General features: G+C 71.7%; 18 protein-coding genes. 13 read left to right on the forward strand and 5 right to left on the reverse strand.

Going from position 1 to position 18388, the window contains the following annotated elements; all coding sequences use genetic code 11:
- Positions 1–615 precede the first annotated feature (615 nt).
- The 10 genes from rho to MKK69_RS09615 all read left to right on the forward strand — a co-directional run bounded on the left by rho (position 616) and on the right by MKK69_RS09615 (position 9726).
- Positions 616–1968: a transcription termination factor Rho gene (gene rho, locus MKK69_RS09570; protein ID WP_243967529.1), complete on the forward strand. Its 1353-nt coding sequence runs from the start codon at positions 616–618 to the stop codon at positions 1966–1968.
- 499 nt (positions 1969–2467) lie between these two features.
- Complete coding sequence (locus MKK69_RS09575; RefSeq protein ID WP_243967530.1) at positions 2468–3079, forward strand: Maf family nucleotide pyrophosphatase; 612 nt, start codon at positions 2468–2470, stop codon at positions 3077–3079.
- A 152-nt stretch (positions 3080–3231) separates the two neighbouring features.
- Positions 3232–4218, forward strand: a complete 987-nt coding sequence (locus tag MKK69_RS09580; RefSeq protein WP_243967531.1) for a cation diffusion facilitator family transporter — start codon at positions 3232–3234, stop codon at positions 4216–4218.
- Positions 4215–5066: a shikimate dehydrogenase gene (locus tag MKK69_RS09585; protein WP_243967532.1), complete on the forward strand. Its 852-nt coding sequence runs from the start codon at positions 4215–4217 to the stop codon at positions 5064–5066. Before MKK69_RS09580 ends, MKK69_RS09585 begins: the two co-directional genes overlap by 4 nt.
- Positions 5063–5704 carry a dephospho-CoA kinase gene (gene coaE, locus MKK69_RS09590; RefSeq protein WP_243967533.1) on the forward strand — a complete coding sequence of 214 codons (642 nt, stop codon included), beginning with the start codon at positions 5063–5065 and terminating at the stop codon, positions 5702–5704. The genes MKK69_RS09585 and coaE overlap by 4 nt, the downstream gene beginning before the upstream one ends.
- 87 nt (positions 5705–5791) lie before the next feature.
- Entirely contained in the window at positions 5792–5977 is a 186-nt protein-coding gene (locus tag MKK69_RS09595) for a hypothetical protein (RefSeq protein ID WP_243967534.1), read from the forward strand.
- A gap of 77 nt (positions 5978–6054) precedes the next feature.
- Positions 6055–6777 (forward strand): DNA polymerase III subunit epsilon, encoded by a 723-nt coding sequence (dnaQ, locus tag MKK69_RS09600; protein ID WP_243967535.1) that lies wholly within the window; start codon positions 6055–6057, stop codon positions 6775–6777.
- 188 nt (positions 6778–6965) lie between these two features.
- Positions 6966–8189 (forward strand): PHB depolymerase family esterase, encoded by a 1224-nt coding sequence (locus MKK69_RS09605; protein WP_243967536.1) that lies wholly within the window; start codon positions 6966–6968, stop codon positions 8187–8189.
- Between the two features lie 133 nt (positions 8190–8322).
- A complete protein-coding gene (locus MKK69_RS09610) occupies positions 8323–9204 on the forward strand; it encodes a TIGR01459 family HAD-type hydrolase (RefSeq protein WP_243967537.1) in 882 nt (293 codons plus the stop codon).
- Positions 9205–9489: 285 nt separating this feature from the next.
- Positions 9490–9726, forward strand: coding sequence for a hypothetical protein (locus tag MKK69_RS09615; protein WP_243967538.1), 237 nt, complete (start codon positions 9490–9492; stop codon positions 9724–9726).
- A gap of 22 nt (positions 9727–9748) precedes the next feature.
- Here MKK69_RS09615 and MKK69_RS09620 read toward each other — a convergent pair whose 3' ends face one another.
- Both MKK69_RS09620 and MKK69_RS09625 read right to left on the reverse strand, forming a co-directional pair.
- Complete coding sequence (locus tag MKK69_RS09620; RefSeq protein ID WP_243967540.1) at positions 9749–10456, reverse strand: response regulator; 708 nt, start codon at positions 10454–10456, stop codon at positions 9749–9751.
- Entirely contained in the window at positions 10453–10977 is a 525-nt protein-coding gene (locus tag MKK69_RS09625; RefSeq protein ID WP_409564791.1) for a MarR family winged helix-turn-helix transcriptional regulator, read from the reverse strand. Before MKK69_RS09625 ends, MKK69_RS09620 begins: the two co-directional genes overlap by 4 nt.
- Positions 10978–11246: 269 nt before the next feature.
- Between MKK69_RS09625 and MKK69_RS09630 the strand changes: the two genes are divergently transcribed.
- Together MKK69_RS09630 and MKK69_RS09635 are read left to right on the forward strand one after the other, a co-directional pair.
- A complete protein-coding gene (locus tag MKK69_RS09630; RefSeq protein ID WP_243967541.1) occupies positions 11247–12611 on the forward strand; it encodes an 8-oxoguanine deaminase in 1365 nt (454 codons plus the stop codon).
- A 369-nt stretch (positions 12612–12980) separates the two neighbouring features.
- Complete coding sequence (locus tag MKK69_RS09635) at positions 12981–13193, forward strand: hypothetical protein (protein WP_243967542.1); 213 nt, start codon at positions 12981–12983, stop codon at positions 13191–13193.
- 73 nt (positions 13194–13266) lie between these two features.
- On the opposite strand, the gene MKK69_RS09640 is transcribed toward MKK69_RS09635, so the two are convergent.
- A complete protein-coding gene (locus tag MKK69_RS09640) occupies positions 13267–14940 on the reverse strand; it encodes a formate--tetrahydrofolate ligase (RefSeq protein WP_243967543.1) in 1674 nt (557 codons plus the stop codon).
- A 397-nt stretch (positions 14941–15337) separates the two neighbouring features.
- On the opposite strand from MKK69_RS09640, the gene MKK69_RS09645 reads away from it, so the two are divergent.
- Positions 15338–15658, forward strand: coding sequence for a GIY-YIG nuclease family protein (locus MKK69_RS09645; protein WP_243967544.1), 321 nt, complete (start codon positions 15338–15340; stop codon positions 15656–15658).
- Positions 15659–15801: 143 nt separating this feature from the next.
- Here MKK69_RS09645 and MKK69_RS09650 read toward each other — a convergent pair whose 3' ends face one another.
- The gene (locus tag MKK69_RS09650) at positions 15802–17670 is read right to left on the reverse strand and encodes a tetratricopeptide repeat protein (RefSeq protein ID WP_243967545.1); all 1869 of its coding nucleotides are present in this window, start codon (positions 17668–17670) and stop codon (positions 15802–15804) included.
- Positions 17671–17813: 143 nt separating this feature from the next.
- Positions 17814–18388, reverse strand: a 575-nt coding sequence (locus MKK69_RS09655) for an RES family NAD+ phosphorylase (protein ID WP_313900841.1), incomplete at its 5' end; no start/stop codon positions are given.

The following is an 18388-nucleotide window of genomic DNA, read 5'->3' on the forward strand; positions in this document are numbered from 1 at the left end:
GAAGAGATAACGCGTTTCGCCCCCGCACTCAAGGCCCCCATTCGAGGCCCCCATTCGACCCCCCCACTCGAGGCCCCCCACCGCGGCCCCCATCCGGCGCACCCCTACAAGACCCTCGCGGACGGACCGCGCCGTGCTTACAGGGTCGCCGCGTCGTACCGGCCCGCCGCCGGGCCCCCACGCGGGGCTGCACGGGGGCTCGGGGCGGGGTCCGACGGCCCGGGGGCGCGCGCGAGCGGCGCGCCCCCGCGCGGGGCCCGGGGCGGGGGCGGGCCGACGGCCCGCGCGTCCAGGCCGGGGGGGGACCGGACGCGTGGGCGTGGAAGGGGGGCGTGGGAGGGGGGCGTCGCAGGGGGGCGTCGGAGGGGGGCCTCGAATGGGGGCCTCGAATGGGGGCCTTGAGTGCGGGGGCGAAACGCGTTATCTCTTCATCGCCCTCGTCACAAGGTCAGCGCCACAGCGCGCCCGTGAGCCGCGAGGGTCCTGCCAAAACGGTTTCGCCACCCTGATCCACGGGCCCCTCGCCGCAGCGCGGCCCGCCCTTCGGCGCCCGTCCCCCGGGTGCTTGGCACAGAACCGGCCCTCCCACCTTCTCCGTCGGTTGCAAGACACCCCATGACGCCACATCCCGACGCCCTCGCCGATCTCGAGACCGCGGAGCCGGCCGACGATCTGCCGACCATGCCCGCCGCCCTCGAAGGCGTCCGCGAGGTCAAGCTCCAGGACCTCAAGTCGAAGACGCCGACCGACCTGACGGCCTTCGCCGAGGAGGTCGAGGTCGAGAACGCCTCGACCATGCGCAAGCAGGAGTTGATGTTCGCGATCCTGAAGCAGCTCGCTGCCAAGGAGGTCGAGATCATCGGCTCGGGCACCGTCGAGGTGCTGCAGGACGGCTTCGGCTTCCTGCGCTCCTCCGACTCGAACTACCTGCCGGGCCCCGACGACATCTACATCTCGCCGACCCAGATCCGCCGCTTCGGCCTGCGCACCGGCGACACCGTCGAGGGCCCGATCCGCGGCCCCAAGGACGGCGAGCGTTATTTTGCTCTTCTCAAAGTGAATACCATCAACTTCGAGAACCCGGAAAAAATCAAGCACAAGGTCCATTTCGACAACCTGACGCCGCTCTTCCCGACGAAGCGCTTCAAGCTCGAACTGGACAACCCGACCAAGAAGGATTTCTCGCCGCGGATCATCGACATCGTGGCGCCGATCGGCAAGGGCCAGCGCGCCCTGATCGTGGCGCCGCCGCGCACGGGCAAGACCGTGCTGATGCAGAACATCGCCCAGTCGATCACCCTCAATCACCCCGAATGCTACCTGATCGTGCTGCTCATCGACGAGCGGCCCGAGGAGGTCACCGACATGCAGCGCTCGGTGAAGGGCGAGGTCATCGCCTCGACCTTCGACGAGCCGGCCACCCGCCACGTGCAGGTCGCCGAGATGGTGATCGAGAAGGCCAAGCGCCTCGTGGAGCACGGCCGCGACGTCGTGATCCTGCTCGATTCGATCACTCGGCTCGGCCGCGCCTACAACACCGTGGTGCCGTCCTCCGGCAAGGTGCTCACCGGCGGCGTCGACGCCAACGCCCTGCAGCGGCCCAAGCGCTTCTTCGGCGCCGCCCGCAACATCGAGGAGGGCGGCTCGCTCTCGATCATCGCCACCGCGCTGATCGACACCGGCTCGCGCATGGACGAGGTGATCTTCGAGGAGTTCAAGGGCACCGGCAACTCGGAGATCATCCTGGACCGCAAGGTCTCGGACAAGCGCATCTTCCCGGCGATCGACATCACCCGCTCCGGCACCCGCAAGGAGGAGCTGCTGGTCCCGCCGGACGCCCTCAAGAAGACCTACGTGCTGCGCCGCATCCTCAACCCGATGGGCGTCACCGACGCGATCGAGTTCCTGATGGACAAGCTCCGCCAGACCAAGAGCAACGGCGACTTCTTCGACTCGATGAACACCTGAGGCGCGTCCGGGCGCGTCTCCCTTCCCCCTCTCGGACTCCTGTATTCACTCATCTCTGGCCGAGGCGCGCTCTCCGCCCCGCAAGGGCTACGGGCGACACAGGTTTGAGGTCTCAGCGAGCTCGCCGGTCAGATCGGCGGGGCTCGGCCCCCCTCTCCCGTGCGTGAGAGGGGGCCCTGTCGCGCTGGGTCGTGAGCCGCGTGCCTTGAACCTGTGTCGCCCGTCGCCGCAAGGGGGAGGGAGAGACGCTTCCGGATGCCATCGCGCCATCCGCCCTGTCCCGCCACGGCACGGATAGGCCAGACCGCGCAACCGGGCCGTTGACCTTCCCCTAACCGATCCCTGCCAAGGTCTGCATCGGGCGCCAGGTTGCGTATCGGCCCCGCGACAGCCCCGCCGGCCGGTTCATCCCGGCGGCGGGGCTCGTCGCAGCCCCCCGTGGTGCGGGCTGTTTTGCGGGCTGCCTTGCGCCCTCCCCCGGATCCGTGACACTGGCGCGATGCCGCGCTCGCCCTGGCTCCGTCCGGACCCGCTCCTCCTCGCCTCGACCAGCCCGACACGGCGTCTCCTGCTGGAGAGCGCCGCCCTGCCGGTCGAGACCGCCGCCCCCGACGTGGACGAGCGCGCCCTGGAGGCGGCGAGCCGGACCCTGTCCCCCCCCGACCTCGCCCTGACGCTCGCCCGCGCCAAGGCGGCTTCGGTGGCGGCCCGGTTCCCCGGGCGGCTCGTCATCGGCGCCGATCAGGTGCTCGACCTCGACGGCACGGTGTTCCACAAGCCCGTCGATGCCGGGGCCGCCCGGGCGCAGCTCGCCCGGCTCGCCGGCCGCACCCACGCCCTGCATGCCGCCGTCGTGCTGGCCGGGACCGTGGAGGACGCCTTCGTGGAGACCGCCCGGCTGACCCTGCGGCCCCTCGATGACCGGGCGATCGCGGCCTATGTGGACTGCGCCGGCGCGGAACGGGTACGGGCGAGCGTCGGCGGCTACCAGCTCGAAGGGCCGGGGATCCACCTGTTCGAATCGGTCGTCGGCGACCACAGTACCGTGCTGGGCCTGCCGCTGCTGCCGCTCCTCGCCCGCCTGCGCGCCGCCGGCTGCCTGGACTTCTGACGGCGCCGGGCGGAAGGAACGGGTGTCCGGAGGGATCAGGCCTTTGGGGGCCGGAGACACGTCCGAGACACCCGGGCTCCGCCCTGGACCCGCAAAAGGTCCCGGACCTTTTGAAACCCTGACTTGTCCCAACGATCGAACGGAGCATCGTCTTGGCCGGGCACGATCATTCCCACGGATCCCACGCGCATGGTGGCCATGGGCACGGAGGTCACGGGCACGGAGGTCATGGCGGCCACGCCCATGCGCCAAAAAATTTCGGGCCGGCCTTCGCCATCGGCATCGTGCTCAACACCGGATTCGTGGTGATCGAGGCGGCCTACGGCTATCTCGCCAACTCCATGTCGCTGGTGGCCGATGCCGGCCACAACCTCTCGGACGTTCTAGGCCTCGCGGCCGCCTGGATCGCCGCCATCCTGGTGCGCCGCCGCGCCAGCGCCCGCTTCACCTACGGGTATCGCGGCTCCTCGATCCTGGCCGCCCTGTTCAACGCCGTGTTCCTGCTGATCGCCATGGGGGCGGTGATCTGGGAGGCGCTGGTCCGCCTGGTCCATCCGGAACCGGTCGCCGGGACCATCGTGATGGTGGTGGCGGCCGTCGGGATCCTGGTCAACGGCCTGACCGCGTGGCTGTTCGCCAGCGGCGCCAAGGGCGACATCAACATCCGTGGCGCCTTCCTGCACATGGCGGCCGACGCCGCCGTCTCGGTCGGGGTCGTGGTCGCGGGCCTCGTGATCCAGCTCACCGGCTATGCCTGGCTCGATCCCGCGGTCAGCCTCGTCATCGCGGCCCTGGTGGTCTGGGCGACCTGGGGCCTCCTGCGCGACAGCGTGGCCATGTCCCTCGACGCCGTGCCCCCGGAGATCTCCCCGGATGCGGTGACCGGCTTCCTGCGCGACCGGCCCGGGGTGGTCGACCTGCACGACCTGCACATCTGGCCCATGAGCACCACCAGCGTCGCCCTCACGGTCCATCTGGTGATCGCCGAGGACCACCCGGAGCATCGGACGCCCGGCAACGCCTTCCTCACCGAGACCGCCGAGGGCCTGCGCGCCCGCTTCGGCATCGGCCACGCCACCCTGCAGATCGAGGCGGCCGGCGGCCCGGCCTGCCGCCTCGCCGAGGCGTGCGCGGCGTGACCGGAGCCCCGATCCCCCGGGCCTTCGTGGTCGGCCACCCGATCGCCCATTCGCGCTCGCCGCTGATCCACGGCCACTGGCTGGCCGCGCACGGCCTCCCGGGCTCCTACGAGCGCCTGGACGTGGCGCCGGCGGCGTTTCCGACCTTCCTCCGGGCGCTGCCGGACTCGGGCTTCCGGGGCGGCAACGTCACGATCCCCCACAAGGAGGCGGCCTTCGCGCTGGCCGACACCCTCACGCCGCGGGCGGAAAAGATCGGTGCGGTCAACACCCTGGTGGTCGGGCCGGACGGCCGGATCGGCGGCGACAACACCGACGCGCCGGGCTTCTGCGCCCATCTGGACCACAGCCTGGGCGAAGGCTGGCCGGGGCGCGCGGGCGGGACCGCCGTGGTGCTGGGCGCCGGCGGCGCGGCCCGGGCGATCGTGGTCGGGCTGGCCGAGCGGGGCCTGCGCCGGATCCTCGTGGCCAACCGCACCCCGGCCCGGGCCGAGGGCGTGGCCGCCCTGGCGCCGGGCATCGGCGCGGCCCTCGCCTGGGACGATCTGCCGGCGGCGCTTGCCGGGGCGGGGCTCCTGGTCAACACCACCTCGCTGGGCATGCGGGGTCAGCCGCCCCTCGACCTCGACCTCGCGCCGCTGCCGGCCTCCGCGGCGGTGGCCGACATCGTCTACGTCCCGCTGGAGACGGCGCTGCTCGCGGCGGCACGCCGGCGCGGGCTCGCGGCGGTGGACGGGCTCGGCATGCTGCTGCACCAGGCGGTGCCGGGCTTCGAGGCCTGGTTCGGCCCGCGCCCCACCGTCACCCCCGCGTTGCGCGCCAAGATCGTGGCGGACCTCGCCGGATGAGGCCGGGCGGTCCCGTCATCGGTCCCATCATCTTGGGCCTGACCGGCTCGATCGGCATGGGCAAGTCGGCCACCGCCGGGATGTTCGCGGCGCTCGGCGTCCCGGTCCACGACGCCGACGCCGCCGTCCACGCCCTCTACGGGCCCGGCGGCGAGGCGGCCGCGGCGATCGGGGCGGCCTTTCCGGGGGTGCGCGATCCGCGCGGCGGCGTCGACCGCGCCCGCCTGCGCGACGCGGTGCTGGGCGATCCCGATCGGATGGCCGCCCTCGAGGCCCTCGTCCACCCGCTGGTCCGGGCGGCCAGCACCGCCTTCCTGGCGCGGCACGCGGCGGCGCCGCTGGTCGTCCTCGACATCCCGCTCCTCTACGAGACCGGGGGCGAGACCCGCTGCGACGCGGTCGCGGTGGTCAGCGCCCCCCCGGAGGTCCAGCGCGCCCGGGTGCTCGCCCGCCCCGGCATGAATGAGGCGGCCTTCGCGGCGATCCTGGCCAAGCAGATGCCCGATGCCGAGAAGCGCGCCCGGGCGGATTTCGTGATCGACACGGGCGGGGGTTTTCCGGCGGCCGAGGCCGAGGTGGCGCGGATCGTGGCCCGGCTCACCGAGGGGCGTGCGCCGCCGCACCGGGCCGGAGGGTGACGCATCCGCGCCGCTGCATATCTGTGGTTGCAGCTCTCCCCGGGGCGTCCCGGCCGCTTGGTGGACGTGATGGTGCGGTATCTCGCAATGACCGGACGAATCCTGGCCGTGACGGTGCTCGCCCTGCTGGGGGCGGCTGCCGTGCCGGCCCGGGCCCAGGACGCCGCCTGCCCGCCCCCGAAGAAGATCGCGGCCGGCGCCTGCGTCACCGCCTGCCCGGGCGGGTACGAGGACCAGGGGCGTGTCTGCGTCTACCGCAACATGTCGCGCTAGGCAGTCGGGTACGGCAGGTTAACCGCGCCGGCTTATCCCGTTAGGGTCCGGTCCCCTAGAACATGCCGAGTCGCCCCATGCTGCGCGAGATCGTCCTCGACACCGAGACCACCGGCACGGAGGCGAAGGGCGGCGACCGGCTGATTGAGATCGGCGCGGTCGAGCTGCTCAACCACATCCCCACCGGGCGCAGCTTCCACCGCTACTGCAACCCGCAGCGGGCGGTCTCCGAGGGCGCCTTCAAGGTCCACGGCCTGTCGGACGCGTTCCTCGCCGACAAGCCGCTCTTCGCCGGGATCGTCGGCGAGCTGCTGGCCTTCCTGGGCGACGGGCGCCTCGTGATCCACAACGCGCCCTTCGATGTCGGCTTCCTCAACATGGAATACGCCCGGCTCGGGGCCGGCGCCCCGCCGCCGATCCGGCTGGAGGAGGTGGTCGACACCCTGCCCATGGCCCGGCGCAAGCACCCGGGGGCGGCCAACAACCTCGACGCCCTCTGCGCCCGCTACGGCATCGACAACACCAAGCGCACCAAGCACGGGGCGCTCCTCGACGCGCAGATCCTGGCCGAGGTCTATGTCGAGCTGCTCGGCGGCAAGCAGACCAGCCTGGGATTGCTGGATGCGGGGACCGCCGCGCCGGGCGCCGGGCCGCGCGCCCCCGCGGCCATCCCGGCGGCGCCCCGGCCCTACCGCAGCCGCCTGACCGACGCGGAGCGCGCCCGCCATGACGGCTTCCGGGCGAGCCTCGGTCCCGCCGCGATCTGGGCCGAGTACATCGGGACGGACGAGCCGGCCTGACCCGCCGGTCCCGTGCGGTGGGCTGACCCGCGGCGCACGGTGTTGCCGCGGCGCACAGCGGCGTTTATTGCGATGCACAATCGAGGTCGGCGTTCCATCGGGTCCGGTGGTGAGGATGGTCCATGCGGTGGCATCGGCGCACAGCTCCCGGCCGCGACAGCAACGCTGAGGCAGTGAGGCGCGCAGGCATGACCGACGATCCCGGCCGCCGCGACGGGGAGCGCGACCCCAGGATCGGCGCCTCGCCCTTCGCCGACATGATCGAGGCCACCCGGCTGACCGGGCTCGGCCGCCTGGACGAGGCCACCGCGCTGATCCAGCGCAGCTTCCGCGGCGCGGACGCCGCGGCGCCGCCTCGGGGCGATTCACCCCCGCGCCCGGAGGCGGCCGGGCCCGGGACAGCGCCGGATCCGGCTGCCGAATCCGTCACGCGGGTGCGCGAGGTGGTCGGTCAGGTCATGCGCGGCCTCGGCCCCGTGCTGAAAGGGCTGGGCAAGCCCCTGCGGCAGCCCGCACCGCCCCCCGATCAGCCCGGTACCCCGGCGGGGGGCAGCTTCCTGTCCCTGAGCCACGCGGAGGCCGCCGGCAGCCGCGACTACAGGCTGTTCGTCCCGAGCCGTCCGGAGACCCCCGCGCCTCTGGTCGTCATGCTGCACGGCTGTACGCAGAACCCGGACGATTTCGCCGCCGGGACCGGCATGAACGCCCTGGCCGAGCGGGCGGGCGTGTTCGTCGCCTATCCGGCGCAGAGCCGTCAGGCCCATGCCCAGCGCTGCTGGAACTGGTACGACCCCCGCGACCAGGCCCGCGGATCGGGCGAGCCGGCGATCATCGCCGGTCTCACCCGGGCGGTGATGGCCGACCATCCCATCGACCCGGCCCGGGTCTACATCGCCGGCCTGTCGGCGGGGGGCGCGGCCGCCCTGAATATCGCCCGGGCCTATCCGGACCTGTTCGCCGCCGTGGGCGTGCATTCGGGCCTCGCGGCCGGCTGCGCCCGCGACCTCGGCTCGGCCCTGATGGCCATGCAGGTCGGCGCGCCGGGCCTCGGCACCACGACGCCGTTCGGGGCACCCGCCCCGGCGACGCGCGTGCCCACGATCGTCTTCCACGGCGAGGATGACGGGACGGTGAGCGTGCGCAACGCCGATCAGGTGCTGGCGCAGGCCAACGTGGCGGGGCTGACCGGGCGGTCCGAGACCATCGAGGGCCGCGGCCATCCCTTCACCCGCACCCGCTACCGGGACGGGTCCGGCCGGGTGGTGGTGGAGGATTGGCGGGTGCGCGGCGCCGGCCACGCCTGGTCGGGCGGCCGCCCCGAGGGCAGCTACACGGATCGCGAGGGTCCCGATGCCTCCCGGGCGATGCTCGACTTCTTCGCCGAGCACCGGCTCGGCCCGCAAGGCCGGTAAGGGGTTCCCAAAGGGCTGTGCCCTTTGGCGGGTCGCCAGGGCGGAGCCTTGGCCCGAGACGGGCTCCGCACGCTTGCAGGGCCCTGCCCTGCACCCGCAAAAGGTCCCGGACCTTCTGAAACCAGGACTTTCCATGCCTGCATCGATCCCGACCCTCGACGGCCTCGCCCAGGTGGCGGAGCGCTACGACCTGATCCTCTGCGACGTCTGGGGCGTCCTGCACGACGGCCAGACGGCCCACGCCGCCGCCGGCGCGGCGCTGATCCGCTTCCGCGACCTGCCGGGACCGCGGCCACGCCGGGTGGTCCTGGTCTCGAACGCCCCCCGGCCCGGGGACGGGGTGGGCCGCATCCTCGACCGGTTCGGCGTGCCGCGGGCGGCCTACGACGCGATCCTGACCTCGGGCGACCTCACCCGCGACCTCATCGTGGCCCGTCCCGGCGCCCGGATCCGGCACCTCGGGCCGGAGCGGGACCTCGGCATCTTCCAGGGGCTCGACCTCAGCCTCGTCCCGGAGGCGGAGGCCGATCTCGTCGTCTGCACGGGCCTGTTCGACGACCGCAGCGAGACCGCGGACGATTACCGGCCCGAACTGACGCGCCTCGCCGCCCGCGGGCTGACCCTGATCTGCGCCAATCCCGACCTCGTGGTCGAGAGCGGCAACCGCCTGATCCCCTGCGCGGGCCTGCTGGCGGCGGCCTATGCGGAGCTCGGCGGCGCCGTGGTCTATGCCGGCAAGCCGCACCGGCCGGTCTACGCGGCGGCCCTGGCCAAGGGTGCCGCCCTCACCGGCGCCCCGGTGGACCCGGCCCGGGTCCTGGCGATCGGCGACGCGATCCGCACCGACATCGCCGGCGCCCGCGGCTTCGGCCTCGCGAGCCTGCTGGTCGCCCGGGGCATCCACGCGGAGGAACTCGGCGTCACGGCCGAGCACCACCGGCTGGGCGACGTTGCGGACTGGCTCAGCCGGCAGGCGGTGCATCCCGACGCGGTGATCGAGCGGCTGGTCTGGTAGCGCGCCCGGGCCGCCGCCGATGGTCCGGCTGGACAGACGGATCCGTTCGTGCTGCCGCGCGCCCTCCCTCCCGCGCAGAGGGGAGCGGGGGACGCGTGTGGATACGGCGAGAGCATGTGTGGCGGTTCGGTCACCGCGTTGATGTGTCGGCTAACGATCAACCCGCCCCGCGGCGCGGAGCCGATGCGGCCGGCACGGGTGATCGCGCCGGTCGGGGGCTCGTCCCGGACCCGGGGCGGAATTCAGGCCTTGGCGATAGTTAGCCGCCGTGTCACATGCAAAACCATGCCCGGACGCGCGCGGAGACGCTACACGACCTTCCTCGTCTCCGTGACGCCGGAGCGGTCCGGCAAGGCGTCGAGCCCCCGGGTCTACGCGGTGATGAAGGCCAGCGCCGAGGAGGCCCTGGCGGCGGTGCGCAACCTGGCCGAGGCGCCGGCTTCCGTCGCCCTCGTGGGCGGCCTGTCCACCCGGGTGGCGAAGGCCCTCAAGCTGAAGCCCGACGAGCCGCGCCCGGTGTGACGCGGATCGGCCGCCAAGCCCGTCAATCCACCGCGAGCCGGTAGCCGACCCCCCGGACGGTCTGCAGGAAGACCGGGTTGGCCGGGTCGACCTCCGTCTTGCGGCGCAGGCGGTTGATCTGCACGTCGACGGTGCGCTCCGCCGCGGCGCCCCCGGGTCCGGCGAGCTGCTCGCGCTCCACGTTGGCGCCGCCGGCCATGGCCAGGATCGTCAGGATCTCGCGCTCGCGCTCGGTGATGCGGATCAGCGCGTCGTCCCGGCGCAGCTCGCCCCGGTCGATCCGGAACGCGAACGGCCCGAAGGTCACGGCCTCGGCCGCGGCCTCCCGGGGGCGCGGGCTGCGCTTGATGATATTGGTGAGCCGCAGCGTCAGCTCCCGCGGCTCGAACGGCTTGGGCAGGTAGTCGTCCGCGCCGATCTCCAGGCCCATCACCCGGTCGTTGGGGTTGGAGCGCGCGGTGAGCATCAGGATCGGCACCCGGGAGGTCTCGCGCACGCTCCGTGCGTAGTCGAAGCCGTTCTCGCCGGGCATCATCACGTCGAGCACCATCGCGTCGAACACGACGCTCTGGGCCCGGGCCCGGGCCTCGGCGGCGCTCGCCGCCGCGGTGACGCGAAACCCCTGGTCGGTGAGGTAGCGGGCGAGGAGCTCGCGCAGGCGGCGGTCGTCGTCGACCACCAGGACGTGCGGCGCCTCGTCGGGAAGGTCGGCCCGGGGAGCCGCCGTCACGCGCCGCCGCCCGCATGGGCCACGCGCCGGGCCATCAGGCTCCGGACCGCCGCCCTGTCCTCCGGCTCGATCATCGCCATCAAGAAATCCTCCGGCGAGCCCCGCGCGTCCGGCGCGGCCAGCGCCCGGGCGAGGCGGCGCGCCTGGACCCGGGTCAGGTCGGCGGCCAGATCCGCGCCGGACGGCGTGCAGTAGAGCAGGCGCTGGCGCCGGTCGCTCGGGCCGGGCTTCTGGGCGACGTAGCCCTGGCCGATCAGGTCCTTGAGCACCCGGTTGAGGCTCTGCTTGGTGATGCGCAGGATGTCGAGGAGTTCGGCGATGGTCAGGCCCGGATAGCGGTCGACGAAGTGAAGCACCCGGTGGTGCGCCCGGCCGAAGCCGTAGGCCGCCAGGATCCGGTCGGGATCGCCCACGAAATCGCGATAGGCGAAGAACAGGAGTTCGATCAGGTCGTCGCTGCCGAGGGTGGCCGGGACGGGGGGCGCCGCGAAGGTTTCCGCGCCCGGGGCTGTCCGTGTCACGGCGTGGCCGCTCCCAACGGGTGATAGGTCAGTCCCCGTGACGTTTCCCAAGCGGGCCGAGGCCCGTCAACCCTGTCCGGTCGACCCGGGCCCGCCACCCGGCCGCCGCCGGGGCCAGGGCCCGGACCCGCCGCGACGGAACGGAGCCTGTTCGTACCGCCCCCGGTCCGCGCGGTCCCCGGGACGGTGCTCCCCGGACCGGCCCGCTTGCGGACCGTCCGACCGCTCCGCTACGCATCCCGGGTCGGGCAGAGGGAGCGGTGAAAGACATGGCCGAAGCAGTCGAATCGGGACGCCGCCTCTGGATCCGCGATCCGCGCGCCATCCTGGCGGCGGGCGCGGGGGGCGGGATCGTCGTGGCGGGCAGCCGGATCGTCGAGCTCGTGGCGGCGGGCGCCCGGCCGGCCGCCCCGGTGGACGAGACCTTCGACGCCGCGCGCCACGTGGTCATCCCCGGGCTGATCAACACCCATCACCACGCCTTCCAGACCCTGACCCGCGCCCATCCGATCGCGATCAACAAACCGCTCTTCCCCTGGCTGAAGGCGCTCTACACGATCTGGGGGCGGATCACCCCCGAGGCGTTTCGGCTCGCCACCCGGGTCGCCTATACCGAGCTGCTGCTCTCCGGCTGCACCACGGCGGGCGACCACCATTACCTGTTCCCGAAGGGGCTGGAGGATTCGGTCGACGTCCAGGTCGACGAGGCCCGGGCGCTCGGAATCCGCGCGGCGATCACCCGCGGCTCCATGAGCCTGTCCGACCGGGAGGGCGGCCTGCCCCCCGCGGCGCTGACGCAGGACGACGACACGATTCTCTCGGATTGCGAGCGGGTGCTGAACCTGTTCCACGATCCGGCCCCGGGGGCGATGGTCCAGATCGGGCTGGCCCCCTGCTCGCCCTTCGCGGTGACCCAGCGCCTGATGCGCGAGAGCGCGACCCTCGCCGCCCGCCACGGCTGCCGCCTGCACACCCATCTCGGCGAGACGCTCGACGAGGACGCCTATTGCCTGTCGATGTTCGGCTGCCGGCCGGTGGAGTATCTGGAACAGGTCGGCTGGCTGAACGACCGGGTCTGGCTCGCCCACGGCATCCATTTCAACGACGCCGAGGTCGCCCGGCTGGGCAAGGCGGGGGTCGGCGTGTGCCATTGCCCGACCTCGAACATGACCCTGGCGTCGGGGCGCTGCCGCACCTGCGAGCTGGAGGCGGCGGGCTCCCCCGTGGGGCTCGGGGTCGACGGCTCGGCCTCCAACGACAGCTCGAACCTGATGGAGGGGGTGCGCCACGCGCTGATGCTGAGCCGGCTCACTTACGGAGCGGAGGCGGTGACGCATCACGACGCGCTGCGCTGGGCCACGGAGGGTTCGGCCGCCTGCCTCGGCCGCACCGATATCGGCCGGATCGAACCGGGCCGGGAGGCCGACCTCGCCCTGTTCACCCTGGAGGAGCTGCGCTTCTCCGGCGCCCACGATCCGCTGGCGGCGCTGGTGCTGTGCGGCGCCACCCGGGCCGACCGGGTGATGGTGGCAGGACGCTGGCGGGTGATCGACGGGCAGCCGCTCGGGGTCGATCTCGGCCGCCTGCGGGAAGATCATTCGCGGCTGGCGGTGGCGTTGTTCGGGGACGCGTAGGTCCCGGTTTCAAAAGGTCTGTAACCCAGTCCTTTTAAGGTGTTTGGCGCAGCGATTTGGGTGAGACGGGCCGCGCTCTCCTCCCCCCTTGCGGGGAGGAGTTGGAGGTGGGGGTGGTTCAGACGGCACCGGTACGCCTCATCCTGGACCACCCCCACCCCTGACCCCTCCCCGCAAGGGGGAGGGGAAAACGCCGATTTTTCGAAGCGTTGGCGTCACGTGAAGACGTATGAATCCGCTTGGCAAAACGTCCTGATCGCGACCCGATCAAACACCTTGAAAGGGCTGGTCTGTGACCTTTTGTGGGTGCCGGGCAGAGCCCTGCGGATGGTTGGGCAAGACATCTAAATCCGATAAGGGATTTCGAGCATGACGATCACCAGACTCACCGGCCCGGAGTCCGATCAGGATACCGGACGCGCCAAGACGGCAGCGGCACCTGTGCGCATCACGGATAGCGGCAAGCCTGGCCACGGCCTGCACAGCATCGTGGAGGCCTTGGGGTTGCCGGCCGGCGTCGAAGATGTCGAGATCGCGTTTCCGCGTTCCAGCGATCGGCCCAGGGCGGCCGATCTCTCCTGACCCCCTGGGACGCCTCCGCGCAGCCTTGATCTGGCCTTCGGAGGAAGGCGGCTCGCGGCCGCCCGCTTGATCCTCAGAACAGCCCGTCGATCTGCCCGTCGGCGTCCAGCCGGATCGTGTCGGCGGCGGGCACCCGGGGGAGGCCCGGCATGGTCATGATCTCCCCGCAGATCGCCACCACGAACCCGGCCCCGGCCGAGAGCCGGACGTCGCGCACCCCCACGATATGCCCCTCGGGCGCACCCATCAGGCCGGGATCCGTGGAGAACGAGTACTGGGTCTTGGCCATGCAGATCGGCAGGTTGCCGTAGCCGTCCTTCTCGAAGGCGGCGAGTTTTTGGGCCGCCTTGGACTCGATCTGGATGTCGGCGGCGCCGTAGAGCTTGGTGGCGATGGTCCGGATCTTTTCCGCGAGCGGCGCCTCGGTCTCGTAGGCGTGGCGGATCGGCGCCGGCTCGGCCTCACTGAGCGTCACCACGGCGCGGGCCAGCTCCTCGGCGCCGGCGCCGCCCTCGGCCCAGTGGCGGCAGGTGATCGCCTCCACGTCGAGCTTTTCGCGGCACAGCTCCTTGAGCCTGGCATGCTCGGCGTCGGTGTCGGCGTAGAAATGGTTGACGCCGACCACCACCGGCAGGCCGAAGCCGCGCAGGTTGGTGACGTGCCGGGCGAGATTCGCAAAACCCTTCTCCAGGGCGCCGATATTCTCGGATCCGAGGCTCTTCTTGTCGACGCCGCCATGCATCTTCAGGGCGCGGATCGTCGCCACCACCACCACCGCCGACGGGGTCAGGCCGGCCTGCCGGCACTTGATGTCCAAGAACTTCTCCGCGCCGAGATCGGCGCCGAAGCCGGCCTCCGTCACCGTGTAGTCGGCGAGCCGCAGGCCCGCCCGGGTGGCGATCACCGAGTTGCAGCCATGGGCGATGTTGGCGAAGGGGCCGCCGTGGATCAGGGCCGGGTTGCCCTCCAGGGTCTGCACGAGGTTCGGCTGCAGGGCGTCCTTGAGCAGCACCGTCATGGCGCCGGTCGCCTTCACGTCCTTGAGGGTGACGAGCTTGCGGTCCCGGGTCTCGGCGATGACGATCCGGCCGAGGCGCTCCTCCAGGTCGGCGAGGTCCTTGGCCAGGCAGAACACCGCCATCACCTCGGAGGCCACTGTGATGTCGAACCCGTCCTCCCGCGGAAACCCGTTGGCGACGCCGCCGAGCGACTGCGTGATCTGGCGCAGGGCCCGGTCGTTCATGTCGACGACCCGGCGCCAGTGGATCCGGCGCACGTCGATGTTGAGCTCGTTGGCCCAGTAGACGTGGTTGTCGATCAGCGCGGCCGCGAGGCTGTGGGCCGACGTGATGGCGTGGAAGTCGCCGGTGAAGTGCAGGTTGATCTGCTCCATCGGCACGACCTGCGCCTTGCCGCCGCCGGCCGCCCCGCCCTTCATGCCGAAGCACGGCCCGAGGGACGGCTCACGCAGGCAGATCATGGTCTTCTGGCCGATGCGGTTCAGGGCGTCGCCCAGGCCCACCGTCGTGGTGGTCTTGCCCTCGCCCGCCGGCGTCGGGGAGATCGCCGTCACCAGCACGAGCTTGCCGGGTGTCCTGCCCTCGAGCCCGGCGATGTAGCCGTGGTCGAGCTTGGCGATGTGCTTGCCGTAATTGTGGAGCGCGTCATCCGGGATGCCGAGCGTCTCGGCGACCTGCGCGATTGGCTTCAGGGTCGCGGCGCGGGCGATCTCGATGTCTGACGGCATGGGCGTTCCCTCCCTGAGTCACGGGCTCTCGGCCCGCCGCCGGCTGTTGCCGTGCGGATGTCCAGCCCTGCAGGCGGCCGCCCGCGAACGGCTGCGCAGTGTGCGTCAAACGGAGGGGAAAAGCGCGTCGATTTTTATGAGGTGGCGGACAAAACAAGTTTTTTGGTTCGCAGCTTCGCAGTGGGCCCGCAGGGCGGTGCCGGACCGGCTTTCCTTCCCTTACCCTCATCCTGAGGTGCCCGCGTCAGCGGGCCTCAAGGAGGCCTCCAGGGATCGCGCGGCTGGCTGGAGGTCTCCTTCGAGGCCTCCGCTGCGCTCCGGCACCTCAGGATGAGGGGAGAGCGCTGGATCTTCGATCCTGCTAGGCTTTTCCTCCTCCGCCGGGACGAATCGGGTCGTGGCAGCCTTTGTGTATATGTTGCGCTGCTCCGACGGCAGTTACTATGTCGGTTCTGCTCGCGGCGAGAGCCTGGACAAGCGGCTGAGCGAGCATCAGGCCGGCATGTATCCCGGTTATACCAGTCGGCGCCGGCCTGTGACGCTGGTCTATGCTGAACAGTTCGACCGCATCACCGATGCCATCGCGGCCGAGCGGCGCATCAAGGGCTGGGGCCGGGCCAAGAAGGAGGCGTTGATCCGAGAGGATTGGGACGCCTTGCAGCAGCTGGCGAAACGCCCGACCGCGCAGCCGCCATCCAAACAATCCCCCTCATCCTGAGGTGCCGGAGCGTAGCGGAGGCCTCGAAGGAGACCTCCAGAGGTCACAGTGTCTTCTGGAGGGCGCCTTCGAGGCCCGCTGACGCGGGCACCTCAGGATGAGGGGGATTGTTTGGATGATCGCCCGTCGCGCGACCGGGGCTCTCACCCCCCCGACTTCTTGGCCTTGTCGGCGGCGCCGGGCGCCTCGTGGGGCTGGGGCGCGCCCTTGGGCAGTTCCGGGTTCTCGGCGTTGTGCGGGGCGGCCACCGGGGCCGGCGTGGTCTCGGCGGTGGCGGTGGGCTTCTCGATCTCCGGCAGCCCGTCCTTGAGCTTCGCGTTGATCTGCGCGAGGTCGTCCGGCTCGGGGTTCAGGTCCTTGGCGTGCTGCCACTGGAACTTGCCCTCCAGGCGCCGGCCCGCGCGCCAGTAGGCGTCGCCCAGGTGGTCGTTGATGGTCGGGTCGCCGGGCTTCAGCTCGACCGCCTTCTCCAATTCGCGCACCGCGTCGTCCCAGCGGCCCAGGCGGTAATAGGCCCACCCCAAGCTGTCGACGATCATGCCGTCGCGCGGGCTGGCGTCGACCGCCTGCTGCAGCAGCTTGAACGCCGCGTCGATGTTGGTGTTCTGGTCGACCCAGGAATAGCCGAGGTAGTTCATCACCTGGGCCTTGGCGGCCGGCTGGCTGGCCGGCACCAGGGCGAGGGCCTTCTTCAGGTCGGCCTCGGCCTTCGGCCATTGCTTGGCGCGCTCGTAGGCGGTGCCGCGGAAGTAGTAGGTCGTCCAGTAATTCGCCTGCGGCCGGTCGCCGATCAGGTCGATGGCGCGGGTATAGGTGGCGGCGGCCTCCTCGTACTTCTTGCGCGCCCGCTGGACGTTGCCCAGTGCCGTGATCACGTCGATGTCGTCCGGATGGGCCTTCATGGTCGCGTCGAGATGCGCCAGCGCCTCGTCGGCCTTGCCCATCTGCTCCAGGTTCAGGCCGATCTGGATGTCGGCGTTGAGCTTGAGCGGGGAGGTGGCCGGGATCTGCGCGTAGGCCTCGTTGGCGCGCTCCGGCTGCTTCATCCGGTCGAGGGTATCGGCGAGCGTCAGCCGGGCGAGGGCGTGGTCGGGGGCGAGGTAGAGCGCCAGCCGCAGGTAGATCACCGCGGGCAATTCGTCGCCCTGCGTCGAGCCCGCCGAGCCCAGCCCGTACAGCACCTCGGCGGCGCCCTCCTGGGCGTTGCCGATCAGCCGGGCCAGCGGCTTGCCGTCCTTGAGCTTGTCCAGGGCGTCACGGACCAGCGGGTGCCGGGGCGAGAGCTGGTCGAAGTCGGAATAGGCCTGGATCGCCAGGTCGGTGCGGCCGAGGCTCGCCTCCATCCGGGCATAGGCGTCGACGATGCGCAGGGTGTTGCGGTCGGCCTCGTAGGCGGCCTTGAGGCGCCGCTCGGCCTCGGCATTGTCGCCGGTGACCGATGCGATCAGACCGGCGTGGTAATCGCGGAACGTGTTGTAGTAGCGCTCGCCCCGGAGCTTGTTGACCGTCTCCAGCGCCTTCTTGCCGTCGCCGGCCCCGGCATACGACCAGGCGGTGAGCAGGGTCGCGGTGAGGTCGGTCGCCGCGCCCCGGCCGCTGCGGGAGAAGTTCTGGCGGGCGGCGGCCCATTGGCCGGCCTTGATCTGGCGCACCCCGAGGGAGAGGTTGGCGAGCCCGTTGGTCGGATCGCGGGCGATCAGCTTCTCGGCGGCCCGGAACGCGTCCGGCAGGGCGCCGTCGGCGAGCAGCGAGATGAAGGCGCGCTCGACCAGCTCGGCGTTGCGCGGATCGGCCTTGACCGCCTCGCGGTAGAAGGTCGCCGCCGCCGCCGTGTCCCGGGCGGCGCCCGCGATGTAGGCGGAGAGGAAGTTGCCCTCGAGCGAATCCGCGGGCTCGTAATCGAGCACCGGGCTCGATTCCCGCGGCTGGGCGGCGAGCGCGATCTGCGGGAGCCCTGCGGCGAGCAGCAGGGCGAGCGCCGAGACGCTCCGGCGGGCGCGTGTTGTCATCATGAACCGATCGCGGCTCCTGGGCGCCGGGCCCCTCCGAGGGCCGGGCGCGGGAATGGCGGGGCGTCCCCGAAAAATCGCTGGGGACACTGAACCCATCCCGCCAGCCCCGCAAGGCGAAAGGATGGCGCGGGGGCCGCCCGGTCTCAGGCGGAGATCACCAGCTCGACGGCCAGGCTGCCGAGCACGCTCGCCAGGGACGCTTCCTGCAGCAGTTCCGTGACGGGCTCGGCCCGCAGCGTCGCGACCGCCCGGTCATAGACGGCGCAGCAGGCCGCACCGGTCAACCGCGAGCCGTATAGGATGCCGTTGGCATCGCTCGTCGCGTGGATTGCGCGGCTGAGACGCGGACCGTCGCGATGGACCTTGGCGCGGCCGGCATCCGTGGAGATGCCGAGGCGCAGGAGGCCGGTGGTCCGCAGGTCGATCACGGTCAACGGCCGGGCCGCTCTCACCCGCGTCACGCCCCAGCGCGCGATCTCCGCCGCGCCGATCCGGCGCCGGCGGCGATTCTCGAACCGGTCGCGGATCAGCGTCTCGGCTATGCCCGTCGCCAGGTCCGCGGCGCGGTAGAGGACTTCGAAACCGTCGTCGGGACTGGAGAAGCGCGACCGGCCGAACCCCATGCCCAGGGGCGTCGAGCGGTAGGCCAGGGGCGTCACGCGGTGGTAGCCGACCGGCTGAAAGGCGATCGCCAGGCTGGCGAGGACCGCCAAGTCCA

It is taken from the genome of Methylobacterium sp. J-026 (assembly GCF_022829585.1).
Lineage (GTDB): Bacteria > Pseudomonadota > Alphaproteobacteria > Rhizobiales > Beijerinckiaceae > Methylobacterium.

Bases quoted from the DNA above. Each gene is read 5' to 3' on its own strand.
- MKK69_RS09595 (WP_243967534.1), top strand. From the start codon at position 5,792: ATGACCGGACGAATCCTGGCCGTGACGGTGCTCGCCCTGCTGGGGGCG.
- rho (WP_243967529.1), top strand. From the start codon at position 616: ATGACGCCACATCCCGACGCCCTCGCCGATCTCGAGACCGCGGAGCCG.
- MKK69_RS09650 (WP_243967545.1), bottom strand. From the start codon at position 17,670: ATGATGACAACACGCGCCCGCCGGAGCGTCTCGGCGCTCGCCCTGCTG.
- MKK69_RS09575 (WP_243967530.1), top strand. From the start codon at position 2,468: ATGCCGCGCTCGCCCTGGCTCCGTCCGGACCCGCTCCTCCTCGCCTCG.
- MKK69_RS09605 (WP_243967536.1), top strand. From the start codon at position 6,966: ATGACCGACGATCCCGGCCGCCGCGACGGGGAGCGCGACCCCAGGATC.
- MKK69_RS09610 (WP_243967537.1), top strand. From the start codon at position 8,323: ATGCCTGCATCGATCCCGACCCTCGACGGCCTCGCCCAGGTGGCGGAG.
- dnaQ (WP_243967535.1), top strand. From the start codon at position 6,055: ATGCTGCGCGAGATCGTCCTCGACACCGAGACCACCGGCACGGAGGCG.
- MKK69_RS09635 (WP_243967542.1), top strand. From the start codon at position 12,981: ATGACGATCACCAGACTCACCGGCCCGGAGTCCGATCAGGATACCGGA.
- MKK69_RS09640 (WP_243967543.1), bottom strand. From the start codon at position 14,940: ATGCCGTCAGACATCGAGATCGCCCGCGCCGCGACCCTGAAGCCAATC.
- MKK69_RS09615 (WP_243967538.1), top strand. From the start codon at position 9,490: ATGCCCGGACGCGCGCGGAGACGCTACACGACCTTCCTCGTCTCCGTG.
- MKK69_RS09630 (WP_243967541.1), top strand. From the start codon at position 11,247: ATGGCCGAAGCAGTCGAATCGGGACGCCGCCTCTGGATCCGCGATCCG.
- coaE (WP_243967533.1), top strand. From the start codon at position 5,063: ATGAGGCCGGGCGGTCCCGTCATCGGTCCCATCATCTTGGGCCTGACC.